Raw genomic sequence first — 18,204 nt, 5'->3', positions numbered from 1 at the left:
TTTTCCACAGCCCCTGTGGAAAAAAACCTCAGGAGATGATTTCGGCCATTCTGGCTTCAAAAAGCTGTCCGTAGGACTAACAGAAGGGCATACAGCCCCGAAAAGCTGAACACGGGTCAGTAAAAAAAATCAACCGGGGATATACCGGGGACGCTGCCGGTAGCCTTCCACCTGGATGCCCGCGACCATCAGCACCAGTTCGGGCCAATCCAGCACGCCGTCACCCCTGTCCTCCGGGAGCAGGAAAGTGCCTTTTTCCAATCGTTTGTAATAGACCACGAAACCGCCCTTCTCCCAGTGCAGGAGTTTGATCAGGTTGCGGTGGCGGTTGACAAAGACGAACACTTCCCCGGAGACCGGGTCACGGTCCAGTTCATTGGTGACGATCCCGGAAAGCCCGTTGAACCCTTTGCGCATGTCAACCGGGCTGCGGTACAGGAAATATTGGTGGTGGGAGCCCAGCGAAAACATCAGTACAGCCTGATCAGGTTGGACAACAGCGATAGGTCCTCGGACGGCACCCGCAGCTTTACCCCGTTCGGGTACACCACTTCCACCGCCTCTGCAGGAACACTGCTGCCCTGGGTACGGACCGGTAGAAAACCAGTGGGTTCCCGGACCTGTTCCCCCGCCAGCTTTCGGTACCAATAATTGAACTTGGGATAACCGATCCCCTTTCGCGCACTGAAGGATTTCTGCGTCAGACCGCTGCTCTTGTACTCTTTGACAAGGGCGGCCATTTCTTCTTGTAGGTTCATCACTTTTGCTTTTTCCACAAAGCTATGCGGTCAAAACACGCCATGAAACATGTACTTTATAAGGTGGTTACGATCCACTTTTGGCTACGGTAGCGGTCGATAAGCTTTTGCTGGGCGACTTGGAGGCTTATGCCGGAAGGCATGATACCTTTTCCCACACTCAGCATGCTGTAAATGGCCGCAAAGGTACGGTCGATCTCCTGAGCGGGAGGATAGGAGATGGCCATGGGTGAGATAAACTGCTGCTGAAGCGGCTGGGCAAGGCGGACGGGTTTATCCAAGGCCACATAGGCGCCCATGGTGATATAGCCGTAAAAGCGCGCTGCTCCGGTCGGAGAAGTGACATCCGACACCATGATTTTGGTGGTTTCGAACAAGTTCTCTACATATAAGTTGACTTTTTGTTGTTCCGTCTGTCCATTTCCGTCGGTGGGCAGCTGAACCAAAAGCAGTACGGTAAGTAGCCAGGCATAGCCAATAGAAGAGGGTATCTTTTTCATCATGGGGTTACTTTTTTGTAGGCGATGATCCCTTGGTTGTTCAGGCCAAACAGCAGGAATTTTCCTCCCGGCAGGGTCAGGGGCAGGATGGATTTGATATCGCCCTTGATGGCGAGGCCCGACTTGTTTTGAGGAAGAAATTCAAAATTCCCTTGGCCATCCCCCAGGAAGACCTGGCCGTAGTTGGCATCCATGACACCGATGCTCAGTCGGGAATAGGTTTGGTTTCCCCCGAGGAGGATATCCAGGGTTCCATTTTCATCATAGTCCATCACCTCAATGCTGTACACGGGGGCAAACTGCGCTTCGATGGGCAGGAAATGCAGCTTGAACCCGTCGCCCATATTTTCCAGGTACAGCGTCCTCAGCTCGTTGACGGTGAGTTTTGCGGCCTGTTCCAGTTGTTCTTTGGTCAAAATGTCCTCCATCTTCGCCTTGGAATAGGTTTCGTAATCGGTGAATTTGCTGCGCATGCCGTACAGCTGGTCGAGCAGCTCATCCCGGCTGGCAAAAGGATATGCTTCTCCTTGCACGTACCTTTCCATAAGCGGGTCGATCGATCCGTTATCGTCAAAATCCCCATAGTACAAGGTCATGGGTTGTTCTTTGGTGGCTTTCAGTTGGGAGTTCAGGCCATAATTTCCCAAGATCACATCCTCATCCCCATCCTGGTCCACGTCCCCTTTTGCCATGCTGCTCCAAAGGCCATGCGGGGAATCGGGCAGCCATTGGGCCGTTTGATCGATCAGTTGTTGGCCGTTTTGGTTGATGTACACCTGAATGGGCAGGCATTCCCCCGCAATGATGAGGTCACTGAATTGATCGCCGTTGAGGTCTGTCCACAGGGCATCCGTCACCATGCCGATGTGTGCGAGTTCAGGGGCCAGGGTGGCGGTTGCGACGGTAAACTTGCCGGTACCATCATTCATCAGCAGGTAGCTTTCAGGGACTTCAGGGTATTTTCCCGGTACTATTCGCCCGCCCACAAACAAATCCGGAAAGCCGTCCCTATTGATGTCCGCAGTCCGGACCACGGCGGTGCTGGTCAGCATGGTGGGCAGCGCTTCCTCGTTGAGGACAAGTTTTCCGGTGCCATCGTTGAGGTAAAGCCGGTCTTGCAGCGCTTCGTCTTGGGCGATGTACTGATGATAGCCCCCGCTGGCCACATACAGGTCGGGATGACCGTCCATGTTGGCGTCGAGAAAGTGTGCATCCGCATCCGTGTGTGCTTCGCTGGAAGTAAATCCCTTGCTGGGCACGATGTGGCCGGCCGTATCGACCTGAAACAGTTGGCCGGGATTGCCTTTGGTACCGCCAATGTACAAGAGCATGCTGCTATCCGAGAGGACGGTGGAAGCGATTTTAGGGCCGAGGTAACTGGGCATTTCCGTTAAAAGCGGTTGGCGCTTGAAATCGTTATAGCCTTTTTCCTGATGCCGATACTGGACAGGTGATGGGGCCAATGCATAGTAAGGAGCGGCCGTGCTTGACTGGTCGAGTTGCTCCATTGGCGAAGCCTGTGATTCGTCGAGGACAAGGGTTTGGTTTGGCTGGACTCCTTTTAGCAGTTGTGTTTTGCCAGAAGGCCATACGATGCGCAGGGAATCCACTGTTTCATGCCTCCCCAATCCCACCTGCAAGGTGTAGCTGATGGAAGATTGGAAGCCTCTGGTGGGCATTTGTTCCAAGAGCAAGGGGCGGTGGCCGGCATATACCGTTACTTGACTGCCGATGCCAAAGGTGTTTTTCCCTTCCCCCTTGAGCTTGACTTTTAAGAAATTAGCGGTGCCGCTAGAGCTGGGCGTATTTTGATACACGGAAGCCACTTCATTCAGGTTGTTGACGACCAGGTCCAGCATGCCGTCATTGTCCAAATCGGCATAGGCTGCCCCATTGGAGAATCCCCGTTTCGACAGGTTCCATTGGTCGGAGACATCTTTGAAGGTAAGGTCGCCGTTGTTTTGAAAGGCATAGTTGGGAATAGGAGTGGAGGTCATGGACGTGACCAGCTCCAGCGTATCGGCTTTTTCACGGTCGATGGCCTTTTGGAAATAATAGTCTCCCTTGTATTTCAGAAAATCACGGTTGGTATAGTCCCGGTAGTAGCCATTGGTCACATAGAGGTCCTTGTAGCCGTCGTTATTGGCATCGAAGAACAGGGAAGACCAGCTCCAGTCCGTATTGGAGACGCCCGCAAGTTGGCCCACTTCACTGAAGGTGCTGTTGCCATTGTTCACTTGGAGCATGTTGCGCATATTTTGATGGTGAAAGCCCTCGGCTACCATCAGCCCATAATGCTCATAATTTTCTGGTCCATAGAGCAATTTTTGGCGTTTATTGTCTTCCGGCAGCATGTCCAAGGTAAAGATGTCCTTCATGCCGTCGTTGTTGATGTCCGCGATGTCCAGGCCCATGCTGAAATGGCTGATGTGCTGCAGCTTTTCGGTCAGCTTTTCGGAGAAGGTGCCGTCTTGGTTGTTGAGGTAGAGGTAATCGTGCTCCACGTAATCATTGGAAATGTAGAGGTCCGGCCAGCCGTCGTCGTTGATATCCGAAGCAATGATCCCCAGCCCGAAGCCAAGGGAATTTCCGATGATGCCGGCAGCTTCACTAATGTCCGTAAACGTCCCGTTGTCGTTTCGGTAAAGGCGGTCTCCGGCCGTAGGGTGTCGGTCTGTCTTTGCCGCGGTGAATTCCAGTTCGTGAATGACTTCGATGTTATGGTTGAGCAAAAACATGTCCAGGTCACCATCCTTGTCAAAGTCAAAGAAGAGTGCCTGCGTACTGTTTGAAGTAGCGTCCAGCCCATAGGCGGCAGCGCTTTCGGTAAAGGTAAGGTCACCATTATTGATGTACAGTTCATTGGTACGGCTGAGGGCATCGCCGTCACCGGAATAGCAGACGTAAATGTCCAGAAAGCCATCCGCGTTTACATCAGCCATGGTCACGCCTGTCGTCCAACTGTCTTTTCCCCTGACACCAGCTTTTTTGCTGATATCCTTGAAGTGAAAATTGCCTAAATTATGGTACAGGGCATTGTCCACCATGTTTCCGGTCAGGAAAATTTCATCCAGGCCGTCATTGTCAAGATCGCCTACCGCCACCCCGCCACCATTGTAGAAATATTCGTAGGTCAGGATGTTATGGTGTTCGTCCTCTGTGATCTGGTTTTTAAAGGTTACCCCGCTGGATTTTGGTTTGACCTCTTCGAACGTGATCGCAGGAACAGCCTTTTGTGCATGACTTGTTTGGGCCAAGGCCATCAGCAGTATGAGGATGGTTAGGGTAACGTGTTTTCCAAACATTTTTTTTGATAAGTGGTTGAATATGTACGGGAATTAAGCATGTATAATATAAAAGGATAATTTGTTATTTCAATGGTTTATGGGAAACAGTTTGTTCCTTCCATAAGGTTACAGGGAAATGCGGAGAGGATGATTCGGTAAGGTGGCATTACAAATGCCATGCTCGGCAATCCGCATTACAAATGCGGATTAGCGACGCACTAACTCCAAAAAACTTTGCGCCTTAGTGCCTTCGTGGCAATAAATAAACAGTGATGTATTGGCATTACAACTGCGGATTACAGGACACGGGGACAGCCCTGAAAGGGCGTCATAATCATAGCCATGGGTAAAACCCCTGGTTAAATAGCCCGTTGGAATTTCCCGTTTTAGCCGCAAAAACGATCCTACTCCCCAAAAATTCCCGCTAAAACCCATTTATGGTGAATAAGGAAGAACATTTCCACATGAGATGGGTATTGGCATTACAAATGCCGTGCTCCGCAATCCACATTACAACTGCAGATTAGCGACACACCACCCCCCAAAATCCTTTGCGCCTCAGTGTCTTCGTGGCAATAAATAAACAGTGGTGTATTGGCATTACAAATGCGGATTACAGGACACGGGATAGCCCTGAAAGGGCGTCATAACCATAGCCATGGGTAAAACCCATGGTCAAATAGCCCGTTGGAATATCCCGTTTTAGCCGCAAAAACGATCCTACTCCCCGAAAATTCCCGCTAAAACCTATTTATGGTGAATAAGGAAGAACATTTCCACATGAGATGGGTATTGGCATTACAAATGCCATGCTCAGGAATCCGCATTACAACTGCAGATTAGTGACACACCACCCCCAAAAATCCTTTGTGCTTTAGTGCCTTCGTGGCGATGAAAAATAGTGATGTATTGGCATTACAAATGCCATGCTCAGGAATCCGCATTACAAATGCGGTTTAGCGATGCACCAACCCCAAAAAACTTTGTGCCTTAGTGCCTTCGTGGCAATAAATAAACAGTGATGTATTGGCATTACAAATGCCATGCTCAGGAATCCGCATTACAAATGCGGATTAGCGACACACCACCCCCCAAAATCCTTTGTGCCTTAGTGCCTTCGTGGCAATAAATAAACAGCGATGTATTGGCATTACAAATGCCATGCTCAGGAATCCGCATTACAAATGCGGATTATCGACACACCAACCCCAAAAAACTTTGTGCCTTAGTGCCTTCGTGGCAATAAATAAACAGTGATGTATTGGCATTACAAATGCCATGCTCAGGAATCCGCATTATAAATGCGGATTAGCGATGCACCAACCCCGAAAAAACTTTGTGCCTTAGTGCCTTTGTGGCCAAAAAAAACTTGTGACCCTATTAATGATGGAAGTGGGAAACAGAAAAATGAACAAAAGCTGTCCCATTCATATATCCACGTAAGAAACAGCCCATGTTTTCAGGTTATTCCGGGGAATGATGAGACAGCTTTTTTATTTGGCTAGATTGGCTACGTGAGACTCCGCTTCAGTAACCAAAGCAGCGGCTCCCATGATGGCCGAATCATCAAATGATGAGGTGTAAATGGTCAGGTTATCGCTGATGGAGGAATAGGGGAAGGTCTCCACCGTTTCCTTAAGTCCTTTGGAGAAATAGGGAAATGCCTTTCTGATCGAGCCTCCGATAACAATGGCCTCTGGGGCATAGGTGAACAAGATGTATTTGATCAGGTTTCCGATGTGGGTCCCGTATTCATAAAACAGCTTTAAGGCTTCCTGGTCTCCTTCAGCGGCTTTGGCAGCCAATTTCTTGGCGGTGGTATGGTGCAGTTTACGGAAAAACTTACTGCTGCAGTAATTCTCAAAATTACTGTCCAGATAAGGTACGCCGCCCCATTCGCCCGCTCCGCAGAGAAATCCCGGATAAAGCTCTCCATTGGTGATGACACCGGTGCCAATGCCTGTTCCCAAGGTGATGCCTACCATGTGACGGTGCTTATTGGCTCCACCAAATTTGTATTCCCCTAAGGCAAAACAGTTGGCATCATTGTTAATATACACTGGCTTTTCCAGTGTTCTTTCCAAGTAATCTTTGAGGGCTACTTTATTGAAAGCAGGGATGTTTTCAAGGTTATACACGATGCCTTTCTCAGCATCCACCAAGCCGGGAATGCCTATACCTATTCCATCTATCTCATGTGAAAAGTAGGAAGCGATAAAGTCAGCGATAGTCGATAATATGACTTCTTGGGGCTCCTGTGAAGGGGTGGGAATTTCCCGCTTCTCTATCAGTTCCCCATCTTTCATAATACCGGCATTTATAGAAGTCCCTCCAATATCAAGTCCCAGAATCAGCCGATTTTTTTTCATGTATCTACGTTTAAAAACCAAAGATATCCGAAGGCACGTACGCCCTCGGATACCTCAATAATTATCAGGCGTAAGGTTTAAAGCCTGAGATTAGATCATCCCTTCGATTGATTTTTCCAATTCTCTGGCGTGGGCGATGAATTCTTCGACATTCATGTCCTTGAAGAAAATCAAGCCATGGCTAGCCCTTACCTTAGCCATATCGTGCTGGTAGAAATAGTCTTTTCCTAGCAATAACTGCACGTCGTTCAGCTGGTTTACCCAAGTGCGTTTGGCGATGGTGCTGAATTTACCGTTGTGGGCATAGCTAGGGAACGAGGCATTTACCTGGCTGAGGTAGCAGTTGGCAAAAGAGTCTTCCATCACGGAGAGGTCACCTAACGAAACCGGTACGATGACATTGGACTCCGCTGCTTCAAACTTAAACCATACGTTTCTGTACCCGATGATGCGCAGGTCGCTGAGGTCTTTTTCTTTGCTCCACTGTCTTACGGCTTCGGCAGTTGCTTGAAGCACTTTGTAGTGGGTGTCAGGACCACTGCCTTCCGGATCCAAGGTCAAGCTGATTTTGGTAGGATTGATTTCGCGGAACATCTCCACGATAGGTTCCACATCCCGCTTTTTGTCCGGTTGCTCGGTGAAGATATCACCGGTATAGAAGCCTAGTCTCAGGTGGTGTACATTTCTTACTTTTACCCCAAAGTGTGCCCATACCAATTCCTCTTCGAACTCCCGGATCATGCCTTTCAGCTTCTGGATTTTTGGTGGGTTTTTCTCTCCATCGTAAGAGTTTTTGAGAATGCTGATCACATCGTTAATGGTCTCACGAAGCTTTTGGTTGTTTTTCACGCCAAATACTTCCACTACTGCCCTTACCACACGGTGACAAAGCCCTCTTTTTTGTTGCTCAGGATCTTCTGAAGCCACATTGGTGAGGTAATGGTACACATCTTTGTCCATTTTCAGCTTATAACCGGTCTGGAAGAAATCCTCATAGTTGACCATCTGGATTTGGTCTTCATCCAGCAATTTCTTGGTATGCAGCAAGGTGTCGATCACAAAGGTGTTCGTCACCGCCGTAAACCCTGAAGTCAATACGGAGAAATGCGCTTCATTGGTTTTTTCGCTCAGCTGGTTGGTGATGTGCGGCAGGATCCCCAAAGAAATGTCATCATGGTGTGGTCCTGTGTGCAGCAGTACTTCATTTTCCTCTTTTTCGATTCCTCGATTCAGCTTATCGATGGTGCTTTGGATCACCGATGCCACCGTGTTTTCTGAAAGATCAGGAATAAGGGAAGTATAAGGATCGTTTTTCAGGTCCTCTAGTTTAAGCCTACTGGCATATTTGCCCAGCTTTTTACACAGCTCAAGGATGGACTTTTCGGTTTTGGCCTGTGTCCATTCGCCTGTTTTGTAGTAGGTGTTGATGCTATCGGTGAGCTTGGAAGCGCCCCCTTTGGTCAGGTAAAAGCGACCATTTTTCAGTTTTTGGAGTACCGTAGCCGGGTGGATGTTGGTCAGGTCTGTCTCCAGTGAATCTTTGACGATTTGTGCCTTGGCCTCGCCAGCAGCGATGATGATGCCCACGGCTTCTGGATTGTAGACGATGGTGTCCAACCCAATGGTAATGACCAGGCGGTTTGCCGAGACTTCTATCCCGCCCAGGTCACCAGCTGCTACCGCTTGTGTTTCAAAGTTGGTTTCTGTCAGCCTGGTCGTGGAGAAGATGTCGGATCCTCGGGTGTTGAAGGCAATGTGGCCATCAGGACCGATGCCGCCCAAGAAGAAGCCGATGCCTCCTTTTTCCCTGATTTTTTGTTCATACTCTCCGCACCATTTGTCGATCAGAAAGATGGATTCCTGCTGCAGTTTTTCTTGCTTGTTGGCAGCTTCCCTAAACCTCAGGGAAAGGTCTACTTTAAGATCCGGGAAAATTTCGGAAAAGTGTTTTCCTTCTGCCAATGGAATATCATCGGAATTGATCAGCAACGCTTTTTTAGGATCAAGTCCAAAGCCATCAATGTAAAACTTGTTTACATAATGGTAAAAACTGTTGTGCTGGGAGGAAGAGATAGGGTAAAATTCGTCGATCTGTACAAAATGCAGGTCTTTAAGCACCGGCTTTTTGAGATCGCTCATTCCGTAGTCTTCACGGATTTGCTTGCCTTTTTTGCTATCCCAATTCTCAAGCAGAAATTGGGTCCATTTGATGAAAAACTCAGGAGTTTTACCGGTTGGTAAGCTGATCACCCCGTTAGGGTTGTGGGCAGCCCACTCCAGGAACCTACATGCCGTCAATAACCCAAGCTTTGGGAAATTGTCTACAGTCAGGTAAGGGATCTTGGTGGTGATCTCTTTCACCCCTGACTCTTTTAAGAAACATTCTTCTACTTCCGATAAAGGATAGTTGCTTAGCATATTAAAATTGTTTTTTATGTTAATGCTATGTTCAAAATGATCTCTAGGCATGCAGTATTCGCTGCTACCCGGATCAGTTGATAATATCTTCAAATATATTCTCGATCACTACGGCAACTCCGCCCAATAGTCCCACTTCCTTGCCCAGTTTGTACAGGGTCAGTTCGGACTTTTCACGGGACTTGGCCATGCTGAAAATGTTCAGGGCCTGCTGGATCGGTGTGATCAGGTATTGCTGCGCTTCTGCCACGCTGCCCCCCACGATGATCAAGTCTGGGTTGAGCAATTGGATCAGAATGGAAATTCCCCTGCCCAAATCCAGTCCCACATCCGAAAGGATGGTGATGGCCCGTTGGTCTCCCGCCAGTGCGGCATCCACGATCAGGGAAGGATCAATGCCTTCCCCACGCTCCCTGGCCATACGGCTCAGGATAGAGTCGCTGTCTTTTTCGATGGCTTCTTCGGCCATTCTTACCATGGCGGTGCCAGAAGCCACTGCTTCGAGACAGCCCTTTTTGCCACAGGTACAGGAAATCTCCCGGGATTCGAAAATGGGGGAGTGGCTGAACTCGCCCGCAAACCCAGCTCCGCCCCGGTAGAGCTTGCCGTCAATGATGATGCCCAAGCCGATTCCCCAACCTACAAAGATGCCGAGGACGTTGTTGTATTTTTGATCTTGGCTAAACTTGAATTCGGCCAAGGTCATCGCGCGGGCATCGTTTTCTATGAAAACTTTTCTGTCAAAACGTGCTTCAAAATTTTCGACCAAGCTTTTCTTGCCAAACTTCAGGTAAGTATGGTTTACGCCATTTACGGAGTCCACCAATCCCGGCATGGACATGCCGATCGCAATGATTTTTTCGTTCGGAATCCCTGATTCCTGCATGTAGGTCTCCATGAAATCACCTATTTTATCGAACGTGGATTTTTCGTTGTTCAAGGTGATTTTAAAGGTACCCGTTTCAGTGACGGCTTGGTTTGAACTGTCATATATGGCCGCACGAACCACAAACTTGCTTATATCAAGCGCCAAGACATAGAAAGAATCTTGTGCCAATCTGTAAAGGTCGGGCTTTCGGCCACCTTGTGATTCTGCTCGGCCTTGTTTGACGAGCTTTCCGGCTTTGATCAGATCAGTCAGTAAGGAGTTTACAGTAGGCAAACTGATGCCTACCTCATTACAAATCTCACTTGCGGTATTGCTACCATTCATATAGAGATTCTTAATGATTTTGATTTTGTTGAGGTAGTTTTTGATTTCTACTACTCCCTCTTTTTCGTCTAGGCTCTTTTTTGGATCGATTAAATTCATGTATGTTTTATTTATTAGGGTATTCAAATAAACAAAATATGCCTCAATATAAAAAATACTTTTATAAAAAAATTAAAAAAGATTTATGTGTTTATGTTAAAATATTGATTGGTAGGTGCTGTTATCGGAGAGATTGTTAAGAAATGTACTCAATTAATGGTGAAAAAGGAAGAACAAAAGTCCTCTAATAAACGAAGTGTGGAATGAAAAATGAAAATTTTGAAAATAAAAATGGCTATGGATGTGTAGCCCCTCTGGGGCGAGGCATCGGGTGTGCTACATACCAAATTCCGTGTGTTCATTGAAGTTTCCAGAGCAGGGGGATTCCCCATGAAGATAAACCTTACCCTCAGAAATATGGCTTGATCTGCACTTGCCTTGCTCAATGTCCTATTCTAAAAGCACAAAACCCTGCTCCAACATATGTAGAAACAGGGTTTTGTTCACTTGAAGCATTGATGCCTGAAGGTGGTATTGCTAATCAAATGTTTGGAAGGGTAGATCGGGTTCGGGCAGTTTGTCCGGGACGATCTCATCATCCTTAAAGGTAATGATTTCAGCCAATTTGCCAGAACGTGTGTAATAGTTCCACCGGCCTTCTTTCTTACCGTCCTCCATGTTTCCAGAAGACGCGATTTTTCCATTGTCATGATAGTACGTCCACTTTCCCGTTTGCTTGCCAAAGGAGTAAGTGCCTTCTGATTCTTTGGTGCCGTTGACATAATACGTGAAACGGGTGCCTTCACCGTCTTTAAGGGTCCCCTTGTCCAAGGTGCTTTTACCGTTATAGGTGTGGTATTCGCTCACATTCATCAGCCTGCCATTGCTCCAGTACTCTTCCTGCGTAAGGTTTTTATTGTCATAGAAAAGGCCCCAAGTGCCTTCCTCAAAGCCGTAAAAATAACTGCCGACAGATTTTAACTGGCCACCATCGTAGTAATAGAACCATTGGCCGTGTTCGGAGCCAAGTTCATATTCTCCTTCAGCGATGAGGATGCCTATTTTATTAAAATATTTCCAAAGCCCTGATTTTACACCATTTTTATATTCTCCAATGGAATAGAGCTGCCCATCAGTGTAATAACTTTTCCATAGGCCTGTTTTTACCCCACCGGAATACTGGCCGCGGACGGAAGGTTCGCCATCTTCATGGTTTTCTTGGTATTCTCCGACCGGCATTCCCAGCTCATAGACTTTGCGCTTGGCCAGGTTTTTATTGGGAAAATACTCTTCCCAAGTGCCTACTGGAATATCGTTTTCATAGCGTTCTACTCTGGCGAGCCTTCGGTTTTCATAATAATACTTCCAAGTGCCCGTTTTATGGCCATTTTCGTCATACTGCTCTTCGGAAGCGACGGTCTTAGAGCCAGGAAAATAAGTGGTCCAGGTGCCGGTCTTTTTCCCGTTGGTGTATTCTCCCGTTTGCTCGACCACATTATCGATCGAATAGCGGGTGAAATTGCCATCAGGTTCTCCTTCTACATAATTGACTTCGATGACGAGTTGGCCTTCACGGCTGTATTCCAAGTATGGCCCGTGTAATTCTCCTTCCTTGTAAGTGCTCTTAATGGCCAGCTGACCACTTTCATAATAGGAGAGCCATTCACCGTCCAGCATACCGGCTTTGAACTGTCCTTCTCGCTTTCGTCTCCTGGAGGGGTTGTACCCGTAAACGGCCACGCTGGCACCGTAATACTCTTTGTATTCGCCCACAGCGACACTATCCTTATAGGTGGCATCTACCAGCAGGTAGCCTTCTTTGTCATATTCTTTAAATGGCCCGGTGAGGTTGCCGTTGCGGTATTCCGCCACGATGTGTTTCGTGCCATTGGCGTAATAGGTCGTCCAAGTGCCGTCCTTTTTACCGGCCTTGAGATAACCTTCTTCCAAAAGCCTTTCATCTTTGGGCGAGTTAAGCTGCCATAATCCTTCCATTTTGCCGTCTACCACTACGCCTGAGGCCACTACTGAGGAGTCGGCATTGTATATTTGTACAGCTTTTTTCTGCGAATAACTGAAGGTGGTACTCGCCAAAAGACAACATATTATAAAAAGATACTTCATTAGCGTTATAGAGCGTTTCTGATAGGTTTTTGTATGAGGGGTTTACGTTTTCTGTTCTTTTCTTGTTTCTAAATTAGAATTAATTCTTTAAAAAAAACGATTAGATATCGTGAATCTTCTTCAAAGAAAGCCATTCTGCAGTGATGTGTTCGCGGAGTTTTTCCAGGTCGGCAGGGAAAGGAATATGTTTGACCATTTGCAGGTGGCGATAGCGCTTGACATGATGGGGAAGTTCCTCATGCGCGATGGATAACGTGCGCCGGCCATGCTTGATAATGCCCGTGTAATCCCATGGAGAGCCAGTAATGCAAGTTTCGAAACCATGCTGTTGGTAGCCATTGAAAACCTCCTTTTTGGGCGGTCGCTCACTCCCAAAAAATACCAGGACATAAAGGCCATTTCCCCACCAATTGAGAAAGCGAATGTTAAAGCCCTCTTTCTTATCAAAGTTTCTCACCAAATCCAATACTTGGTAAGGGCAATGTTGTAGTTCGTTGCCTTTGGTGATTTTGCTGCCCTGTGCTGCGGGATGAAAGATGGCCAGTTCTTGGTCGCTGATTTGATTGGCAATGCCCGAAAACAGCGAGACGAATTGTGTCTTGAGGCGATGGATGCCCAAAAACAAATTTTCATCTTCCAAAATATGTAAGTTGATCTTTCCTTCCTCCATATTGGCAGGCTTACCAGTAAAGCAATACCGACCCCCAGGCAAAGCCACTTCCAAAGGCTGCCAAACACACCAAATCGCCTTCTTTTAACCTTCCCTGTTCCCACGCTTCGCTGAGCGCAAGCGGGATGGTAGCGGCCGTGGTGTTGCCGTATCGCTGGATATTGTTGAATACTTTTTCGTCAGAGAGGCCAAATTTTTGCTGAATAAATTGGCTGATCCGCAGGTTGGCTTGGTGGGGGACGAGGAGGTCCAAGTCACCGACCGTTTTGTTATTGGCAGTAAGGGCCTCCTGAATGACTTCATGAAAGCGAACTACGGCATGTTTAAATACCACATTGCCGTTCATCTGCATTCTGAAACTGTCATCATCTACCATTTCTGGCGAAAGCCGCACTTCTCGGCTGCTGCCCGGATCCTTGAGGTACAATTCTTCGGCATAATCGCCATCAGCATGCAAATGGCTGGAGAGAATGCCTTGCTGTTCCCCATCGGTCGCCTGGATGATGGCAGCACCTGCGCCGTCCGCAAAGATCACCGCATTGGACCTTCCTGCGGTGCTTTTATCCAAGGCAGAGGACTGGATTTCTGCACCGACCAAAAGGATGGTCTTGTACATGCCCGTTTTGATAAATTGATCGGCGACAGACAGTCCGTAAATAAAACCGGAACATGCATTTCTGATATCCAAGGCACCAATGCCCTGTAGGCCAAGTTCCCGCTGCAGCAAAACCCCATTGCCAGGGGCAAAATAATCAGGGGTGCTGGTCGCAAAAATAATGAAGTCAATGTCGTCAAGAGCAATCCCGGCACGATCGGCAGCCATTTTGGTGGCCTTGGTGGACATGTTGGCTACTGTATCCACTCCCGGGGTAAACCATCTGCGCTCTTTGATGCCGGTTCGTTCCGTGATCCATTGGTCATTGGTGTCCATCATCTTGGTGAGGTCGTCATTGGTGACGATGTTTTCGGGGACGTAGTGGCCCACACCGATTATTTTGGATTTTTTCATGATCAGTTTGGTTAATTTCAGCCTTTAGCAGCTTAAAATGGCCATTTGAAATGCATGACCTAGGGTACAAATATGCACCATCTTTGTGAATTTTCATGGGGAAATGGAATATTCGAGATGGGAATGGCTATAAAAAATGCTTTTGCAAAAAAAAATGAAACGGAGGGAAGCGCTTCCTTTGGGAAAGAAAGGGGAGGTCGAATGGCTATGAATGTATTGCCCCTCCGGGGCGAGGCGTCGGGTGTGCTACATGCTGAACGTTAACTCATCGAACGCTTATATTCTTTACCCAAAGAGGGTATAGTTTCCGAACTGGTCCATTGGGCCGGTCTTTTTGAGGAGGAATTCAGCGTCCACATTGATCTGATTGACCATTTGCGAGACGGTGTAGGCGGTCATGCTTCCCGCGTCCGGGCCATGGAGAACGGCCAGCAGCTGGTCGGTGCCTTTGAATTTGTCCAGCCATATTTTTTCTTGATCCCGCTCTAATATTACCGGCATCCGATCCCCAAAATCCTGATGGAGGGCGTCAGCTTCTGTGGTCAGCAGGGAAAACGTGTGGTTCACCTTGCCGGATTCACTCTCAAATTCCTCCCAAATCCCCGCAAAGCTGAACAGCCTCTTGTCGTGAAAGGTAATGCGGTAAGGAATTTTGGTTTTCTTGCCTACTTTTTTCCACATATAATAGCCATCGGCAGGGATGATGCACCTTCTCCTTTGGAAAGCGGATTTGCTGGAGGCCTTCAGGTGAACGGTTTCAGCTTTGGCATTGATGTACTTTTGGGAAACCGGCTTGTTTTTGGAAAATTCCGGCGTCACTCCCCAATAAAAATGGGAAAACCCCCGCGGACTTTCAGAAGTGATGATGGGCAAAAGCTGGGTAGGGGCAATATTGTACCGGGGTTGGAAATTGTCCAACATTTCCGCTTCAAAGCGGCTTTCCAAATCTTGTTTGGTGGTGGCTAAAGAATATCGTTCACACATGGTGGTCAGTGGGAGTTTGGTGTAAATTAAGCATCGGAATCGATAAATTCAAATGCCCGGTTTTCTGACCAGTAGATTTCTTTACGTTTTCGTGGTGTAAACCCCACGTGTCCACCGATTTCAGGGAATTCCATAAAGACCTTTTCCAGAGAATGGGCTTTCTCCACGGGAAAGCATTCTTCGCTCAAGAAAGGGTCATTTTTGGCATTCAGAATCAAGGTAGGGATGGTGATGCCATCGAGATAATACAGTGAAGAGCACTGGTCATAATAATGATCGGCATCCCTATAGCCGTGCATGGGGCCGGTAAATTTATCGTCAAATTCCTTAAGGGTCTTTACTTTTTGAAGCCCATCAGTAGACAGGTCGTCTGGAAACATGAGGGCTTTCTGTTGGACTTTTACTTTGAGGGTTTTTAAAAAACGGTTGGAGTAGATCAGGTTTTCCTTGCTGCTGATTTTGGTACAACTGCTTTTGAGGTGAAGGGGCACGGAGATGGCGACGGCCTTTTTTATTTTGGAGCTTTTGGGAAGGGGCTCTCCGAGGTACTTTAAGGTGAGGTTTCCGCCGAGACTAAAACCAATCAGGTAAACCTGAGCATATTTTTCCGCTGCATGATTGACCACTGTCTCCAGGTCATAAGTAGCTCCGGAATGGTAAAAGAAAGGTCTGATATTGAGTTCGCCGCTGCATCCCCTGAAATTCCAGGTCAACACATCATATTTATTTTGAAAAAAATGTTTGGCCATACCGCGCATATAGGGTCTTCTGCTATCCCCCTCCAGACCATGACAGATAATGACAAGTTTTTTACTATCTTGGCGCAACCAATCCAGGTCGAGGAAGTCCCCGTCCGGGGTGGTAATTCTTTCTCTATCAAAGGGTAAGGATAAGTGCTTGCGGAACAGCGCGGGAAAGATGGTTTGCAAATGACCGTTAAACAGGACAGAAGGTCCGGTATATGAGGTGTTGGTAATCAAAGGCATTTTAGAAAGAATCGAAACGTTTTCATGATTTGCAGTCATGAAATTACCATTATTAAATTTGAATAAAGATATTTTAAGAACTATTTTTGACTTGCGTAAAATTGAATAGGATATAGAAAACTTATGGCCGAAGTAATAAGAATGCCCAAAATGAGCGACACCATGGAAGAAGGGGTGATCGCAGCTTGGTTAAAGAAAGTAGGAGACGATGTAAAAGCCGGGGACATCTTGGCAGAAGTGGAAACCGACAAAGCTACCATGGAGCTGGAGTCTTATGATGAAGGGGTGTTATTGCACATTGGAGTGGAAGAGAAAGACGCTGTCCCAGTAAATGGAGTAATCGCTATTATCGGTGAAAAAGGAGAAGACATCGATGACTTGCTCAAAGATCTAGATGGTGGAGGCAGCGGAGATGCCGATGCTGCTAAATCGGAAGCTCCTGCAGAAGATAAAAAAGAAGAAAGCAGCAGTGAAGCGGATCCTTCAGAAGAAATTGACACATCCGATATCAATGCCAACCTGATCACCATGCCTAAAATGAGTGATACCATGCAGGAAGGTACCATTGCCTCTTGGTTGAAAAAAGAAGGCGATGAAGTGAAATCAGGCGATATCTTGGCAGAAGTGGAAACCGATAAGGCTACCATGGAGCTGGAATCTTATGATGACGGCGTATTGCTGCATATCGGTGTTCAGGAAGGAGATAGCGTGCCGATCGATGGCGTGATCGCGGTGATCGGGGAGAAAGGTGCCGATTACGAAAAACTGCTCAAAGCGCACGAACAAAAATCCAATGGTGGCAGTGACGAAAAACCTGCAGCCAAGGAAGAAGAAAAGAAAGAAGCTCCAAAAGAAGCATCCAAACCAGCACCGAAGAAAGAGGAAACTGCAAAGCAGACCACTTCTTCAAGCAGTGCTTCTTCCGACAATGGCAGAATCAAAGCTTCTCCATTGGCCAAAAAACTTGCGGAAGACAAGGGTGTGGATATCGCATTGATCAAGGGATCTGGTGAAGGCGGAAGGATCATCAAGCGTGATGTGGAGAGCTTTGACCCTGCTTCGGTACAGCCTGCTGCCCAATCGGGTGTAGCGGCGCCAGCAGCCGTGGGACAAGAGTCATACACGGAAGAAAAAGTTTCCCAAATGCGGAAAACCATTGCCAAGCGATTGGCAGAAAGTAAGTTCAGTGCGCCGCACTTCTACCTGACCATGGAGATCAACATGGACAAGGCAATCGAAGCGCGAAAAAGCATGAATGAAATTGCTCCAGTGAAGATCTCCTTCAATGACATGGTGATCAAAGCGGTGGCCGCCTCACTGAAGCAGCATCCAAAAGTGAATTCCAGCTGGCTGGGAGATAAAATCCGTTATAACGAGCACGTTCATATCGGAATGGCCGTGGCCGTAGAAGAGGGACTTTTGGTACCGGTGATTCGTTTCGCGGACAGCAAGACGTTATCCCAGATTTCCCAAGAAGCCAAAACCCTTGGTGGAAAAGCCAAAAACAAAGAACTGCAGCCTAAAGATTGGGAAGGAAACACCTTTACCATTTCAAACTTGGGGATGTTTGGCATTGAAGAATTTACGGCAATCGTAAATCCGCCAGATGCATGTATCCTTGCTGTGGGAGGAATCAAGGAAACGGTTATCGTAAAAGATGGTCAGATGCAGGTAGGAAACGTGATGAAAGTAACCTTGTCTTGTGATCACCGAGTGGTCGACGGGGCAGTAGGCTCTGGTTTCCTTAAAACCCTCAAGGGACTATTGGAAGATCCTGTGAGAATCTTGATTTAAGTTTGTAACAGCGGCACACCACTGTGCTGTAAACATATGTCAAAAAGTCCTGT

General features: G+C 47.4%; 13 protein-coding genes. 1 reads left to right on the top strand and 12 read right to left on the bottom strand.

Going from position 1 to position 18,204, the window contains the following annotated elements; translation table 11 throughout:
* Nucleotides 1–129 precede the first annotated feature (129 nt).
* From tnpB to ECHVI_RS18890, 12 genes are all read right to left on the bottom strand, one after another.
* Nucleotides 130–471 carry an IS66 family insertion sequence element accessory protein TnpB gene (tnpB, locus tag ECHVI_RS18950; protein ID WP_015267031.1) on the bottom strand — a complete coding sequence of 114 codons (342 nt, stop codon included), beginning with the start codon at nt 469–471 and terminating at the stop codon, nt 130–132.
* Nucleotides 471–776, bottom strand: coding sequence for an IS66 family insertion sequence element accessory protein TnpA (gene tnpA / locus ECHVI_RS18945; RefSeq protein ID WP_041738757.1), 306 nt, complete (start codon nt 774–776; stop codon nt 471–473). Before tnpA ends, tnpB begins: the two co-directional genes overlap by 1 nt.
* A gap of 38 nt (nt 777–814) precedes the next feature.
* Complete coding sequence (locus tag ECHVI_RS18940) at nt 815–1,261, bottom strand: hypothetical protein (protein WP_157501531.1); 447 nt, start codon at nt 1,259–1,261, stop codon at nt 815–817.
* Nucleotides 1,258–4,563, bottom strand: coding sequence for a VCBS repeat-containing protein (locus ECHVI_RS18935; RefSeq protein WP_015267648.1), 3,306 nt, complete (start codon nt 4,561–4,563; stop codon nt 1,258–1,260). The genes ECHVI_RS18940 and ECHVI_RS18935 overlap by 4 nt, the downstream gene beginning before the upstream one ends.
* Nucleotides 4,564–6,038: 1,475 nt before the next feature.
* Nucleotides 6,039–6,914: an ROK family protein gene (locus tag ECHVI_RS18930; RefSeq protein WP_015267647.1), complete on the bottom strand. Its 876-nt coding sequence runs from the start codon at nt 6,912–6,914 to the stop codon at nt 6,039–6,041.
* Between the two features lie 90 nt (nt 6,915–7,004).
* The gene (locus ECHVI_RS18925; protein WP_015267646.1) at nt 7,005–9,332 is read right to left on the bottom strand and encodes a PIG-L family deacetylase; all 2,328 of its coding nucleotides are present in this window, start codon (nt 9,330–9,332) and stop codon (nt 7,005–7,007) included.
* Nucleotides 9,333–9,405: 73 nt separating this feature from the next.
* Entirely contained in the window at nt 9,406–10,644 is a 1,239-nt protein-coding gene (locus tag ECHVI_RS18920) for an ROK family transcriptional regulator (RefSeq protein WP_015267645.1), read from the bottom strand.
* Nucleotides 10,645–11,121: 477 nt separating this feature from the next.
* Nucleotides 11,122–12,708, bottom strand: a complete 1,587-nt coding sequence (locus ECHVI_RS18915; protein WP_041738900.1) for a toxin-antitoxin system YwqK family antitoxin — start codon at nt 12,706–12,708, stop codon at nt 11,122–11,124.
* A 100-nt stretch (nt 12,709–12,808) separates the two neighbouring features.
* Nucleotides 12,809–13,378: a hypothetical protein gene (locus ECHVI_RS18910; RefSeq protein ID WP_015267643.1), complete on the bottom strand. Its 570-nt coding sequence runs from the start codon at nt 13,376–13,378 to the stop codon at nt 12,809–12,811.
* 10 nt (nt 13,379–13,388) lie between these two features.
* Complete coding sequence (locus ECHVI_RS18905; protein WP_015267642.1) at nt 13,389–14,387, bottom strand: 3-oxoacyl-ACP synthase III family protein; 999 nt, start codon at nt 14,385–14,387, stop codon at nt 13,389–13,391.
* Nucleotides 14,388–14,672: 285 nt separating this feature from the next.
* Nucleotides 14,673–15,371: an SOS response-associated peptidase gene (locus tag ECHVI_RS18895; RefSeq protein WP_015267641.1), complete on the bottom strand. Its 699-nt coding sequence runs from the start codon at nt 15,369–15,371 to the stop codon at nt 14,673–14,675.
* Nucleotides 15,372–15,397: 26 nt separating this feature from the next.
* The gene (locus tag ECHVI_RS18890) at nt 15,398–16,357 is read right to left on the bottom strand and encodes a YheT family hydrolase (protein ID WP_041740026.1); all 960 of its coding nucleotides are present in this window, start codon (nt 16,355–16,357) and stop codon (nt 15,398–15,400) included.
* Nucleotides 16,358–16,480: 123 nt separating this feature from the next.
* Between ECHVI_RS18890 and ECHVI_RS18885 the strand changes: the two genes are divergently transcribed.
* Nucleotides 16,481–18,151, top strand: coding sequence for a pyruvate dehydrogenase complex dihydrolipoamide acetyltransferase (locus ECHVI_RS18885; protein WP_041738894.1), 1,671 nt, complete (start codon nt 16,481–16,483; stop codon nt 18,149–18,151).
* The last annotated feature ends 53 nt before the right edge of the window (nt 18,152–18,204 follow it).

Origin of the sequence: Echinicola vietnamensis DSM 17526 (genome assembly GCF_000325705.1) — a bacterium.
In the GTDB taxonomy this organism is placed as follows: Bacteria; Bacteroidota; Bacteroidia; order Cytophagales; family Cyclobacteriaceae; genus Echinicola; species Echinicola vietnamensis.
The sequence above is the reverse complement of the archived record's forward strand: the minus strand, read 5'-3'. Positions and strand labels throughout refer to the sequence as shown.

Coding starts and splice junctions, on each gene's coding strand:
- tnpB (WP_015267031.1), bottom strand. CDS start 471: ATGTTTTCGCTGGGCTCCCACCACCAATATTTCCTGTACCGCAGCCCG.
- ECHVI_RS18940 (WP_157501531.1), bottom strand. CDS start 1,261: ATGATGAAAAAGATACCCTCTTCTATTGGCTATGCCTGGCTACTTACC.
- ECHVI_RS18935 (WP_015267648.1), bottom strand. CDS start 4,563: ATGTTTGGAAAACACGTTACCCTAACCATCCTCATACTGCTGATGGCC.
- ECHVI_RS18930 (WP_015267647.1), bottom strand. CDS start 6,914: ATGAAAAAAAATCGGCTGATTCTGGGACTTGATATTGGAGGGACTTCT.
- ECHVI_RS18925 (WP_015267646.1), bottom strand. CDS start 9,332: ATGCTAAGCAACTATCCTTTATCGGAAGTAGAAGAATGTTTCTTAAAA.
- ECHVI_RS18920 (WP_015267645.1), bottom strand. CDS start 10,644: ATGAATTTAATCGATCCAAAAAAGAGCCTAGACGAAAAAGAGGGAGTA.
- ECHVI_RS18915 (WP_041738900.1), bottom strand. CDS start 12,708: ATGAAGTATCTTTTTATAATATGTTGTCTTTTGGCGAGTACCACCTTC.
- ECHVI_RS18910 (WP_015267643.1), bottom strand. CDS start 13,378: ATGGAGGAAGGAAAGATCAACTTACATATTTTGGAAGATGAAAATTTG.
- ECHVI_RS18905 (WP_015267642.1), bottom strand. CDS start 14,387: ATGAAAAAATCCAAAATAATCGGTGTGGGCCACTACGTCCCCGAAAAC.
- ECHVI_RS18895 (WP_015267641.1), bottom strand. CDS start 15,371: ATGTGTGAACGATATTCTTTAGCCACCACCAAACAAGATTTGGAAAGC.
- ECHVI_RS18890 (WP_041740026.1), bottom strand. CDS start 16,357: ATGCCTTTGATTACCAACACCTCATATACCGGACCTTCTGTCCTGTTT.
- ECHVI_RS18885 (WP_041738894.1), top strand. CDS start 16,481: ATGGCCGAAGTAATAAGAATGCCCAAAATGAGCGACACCATGGAAGAA.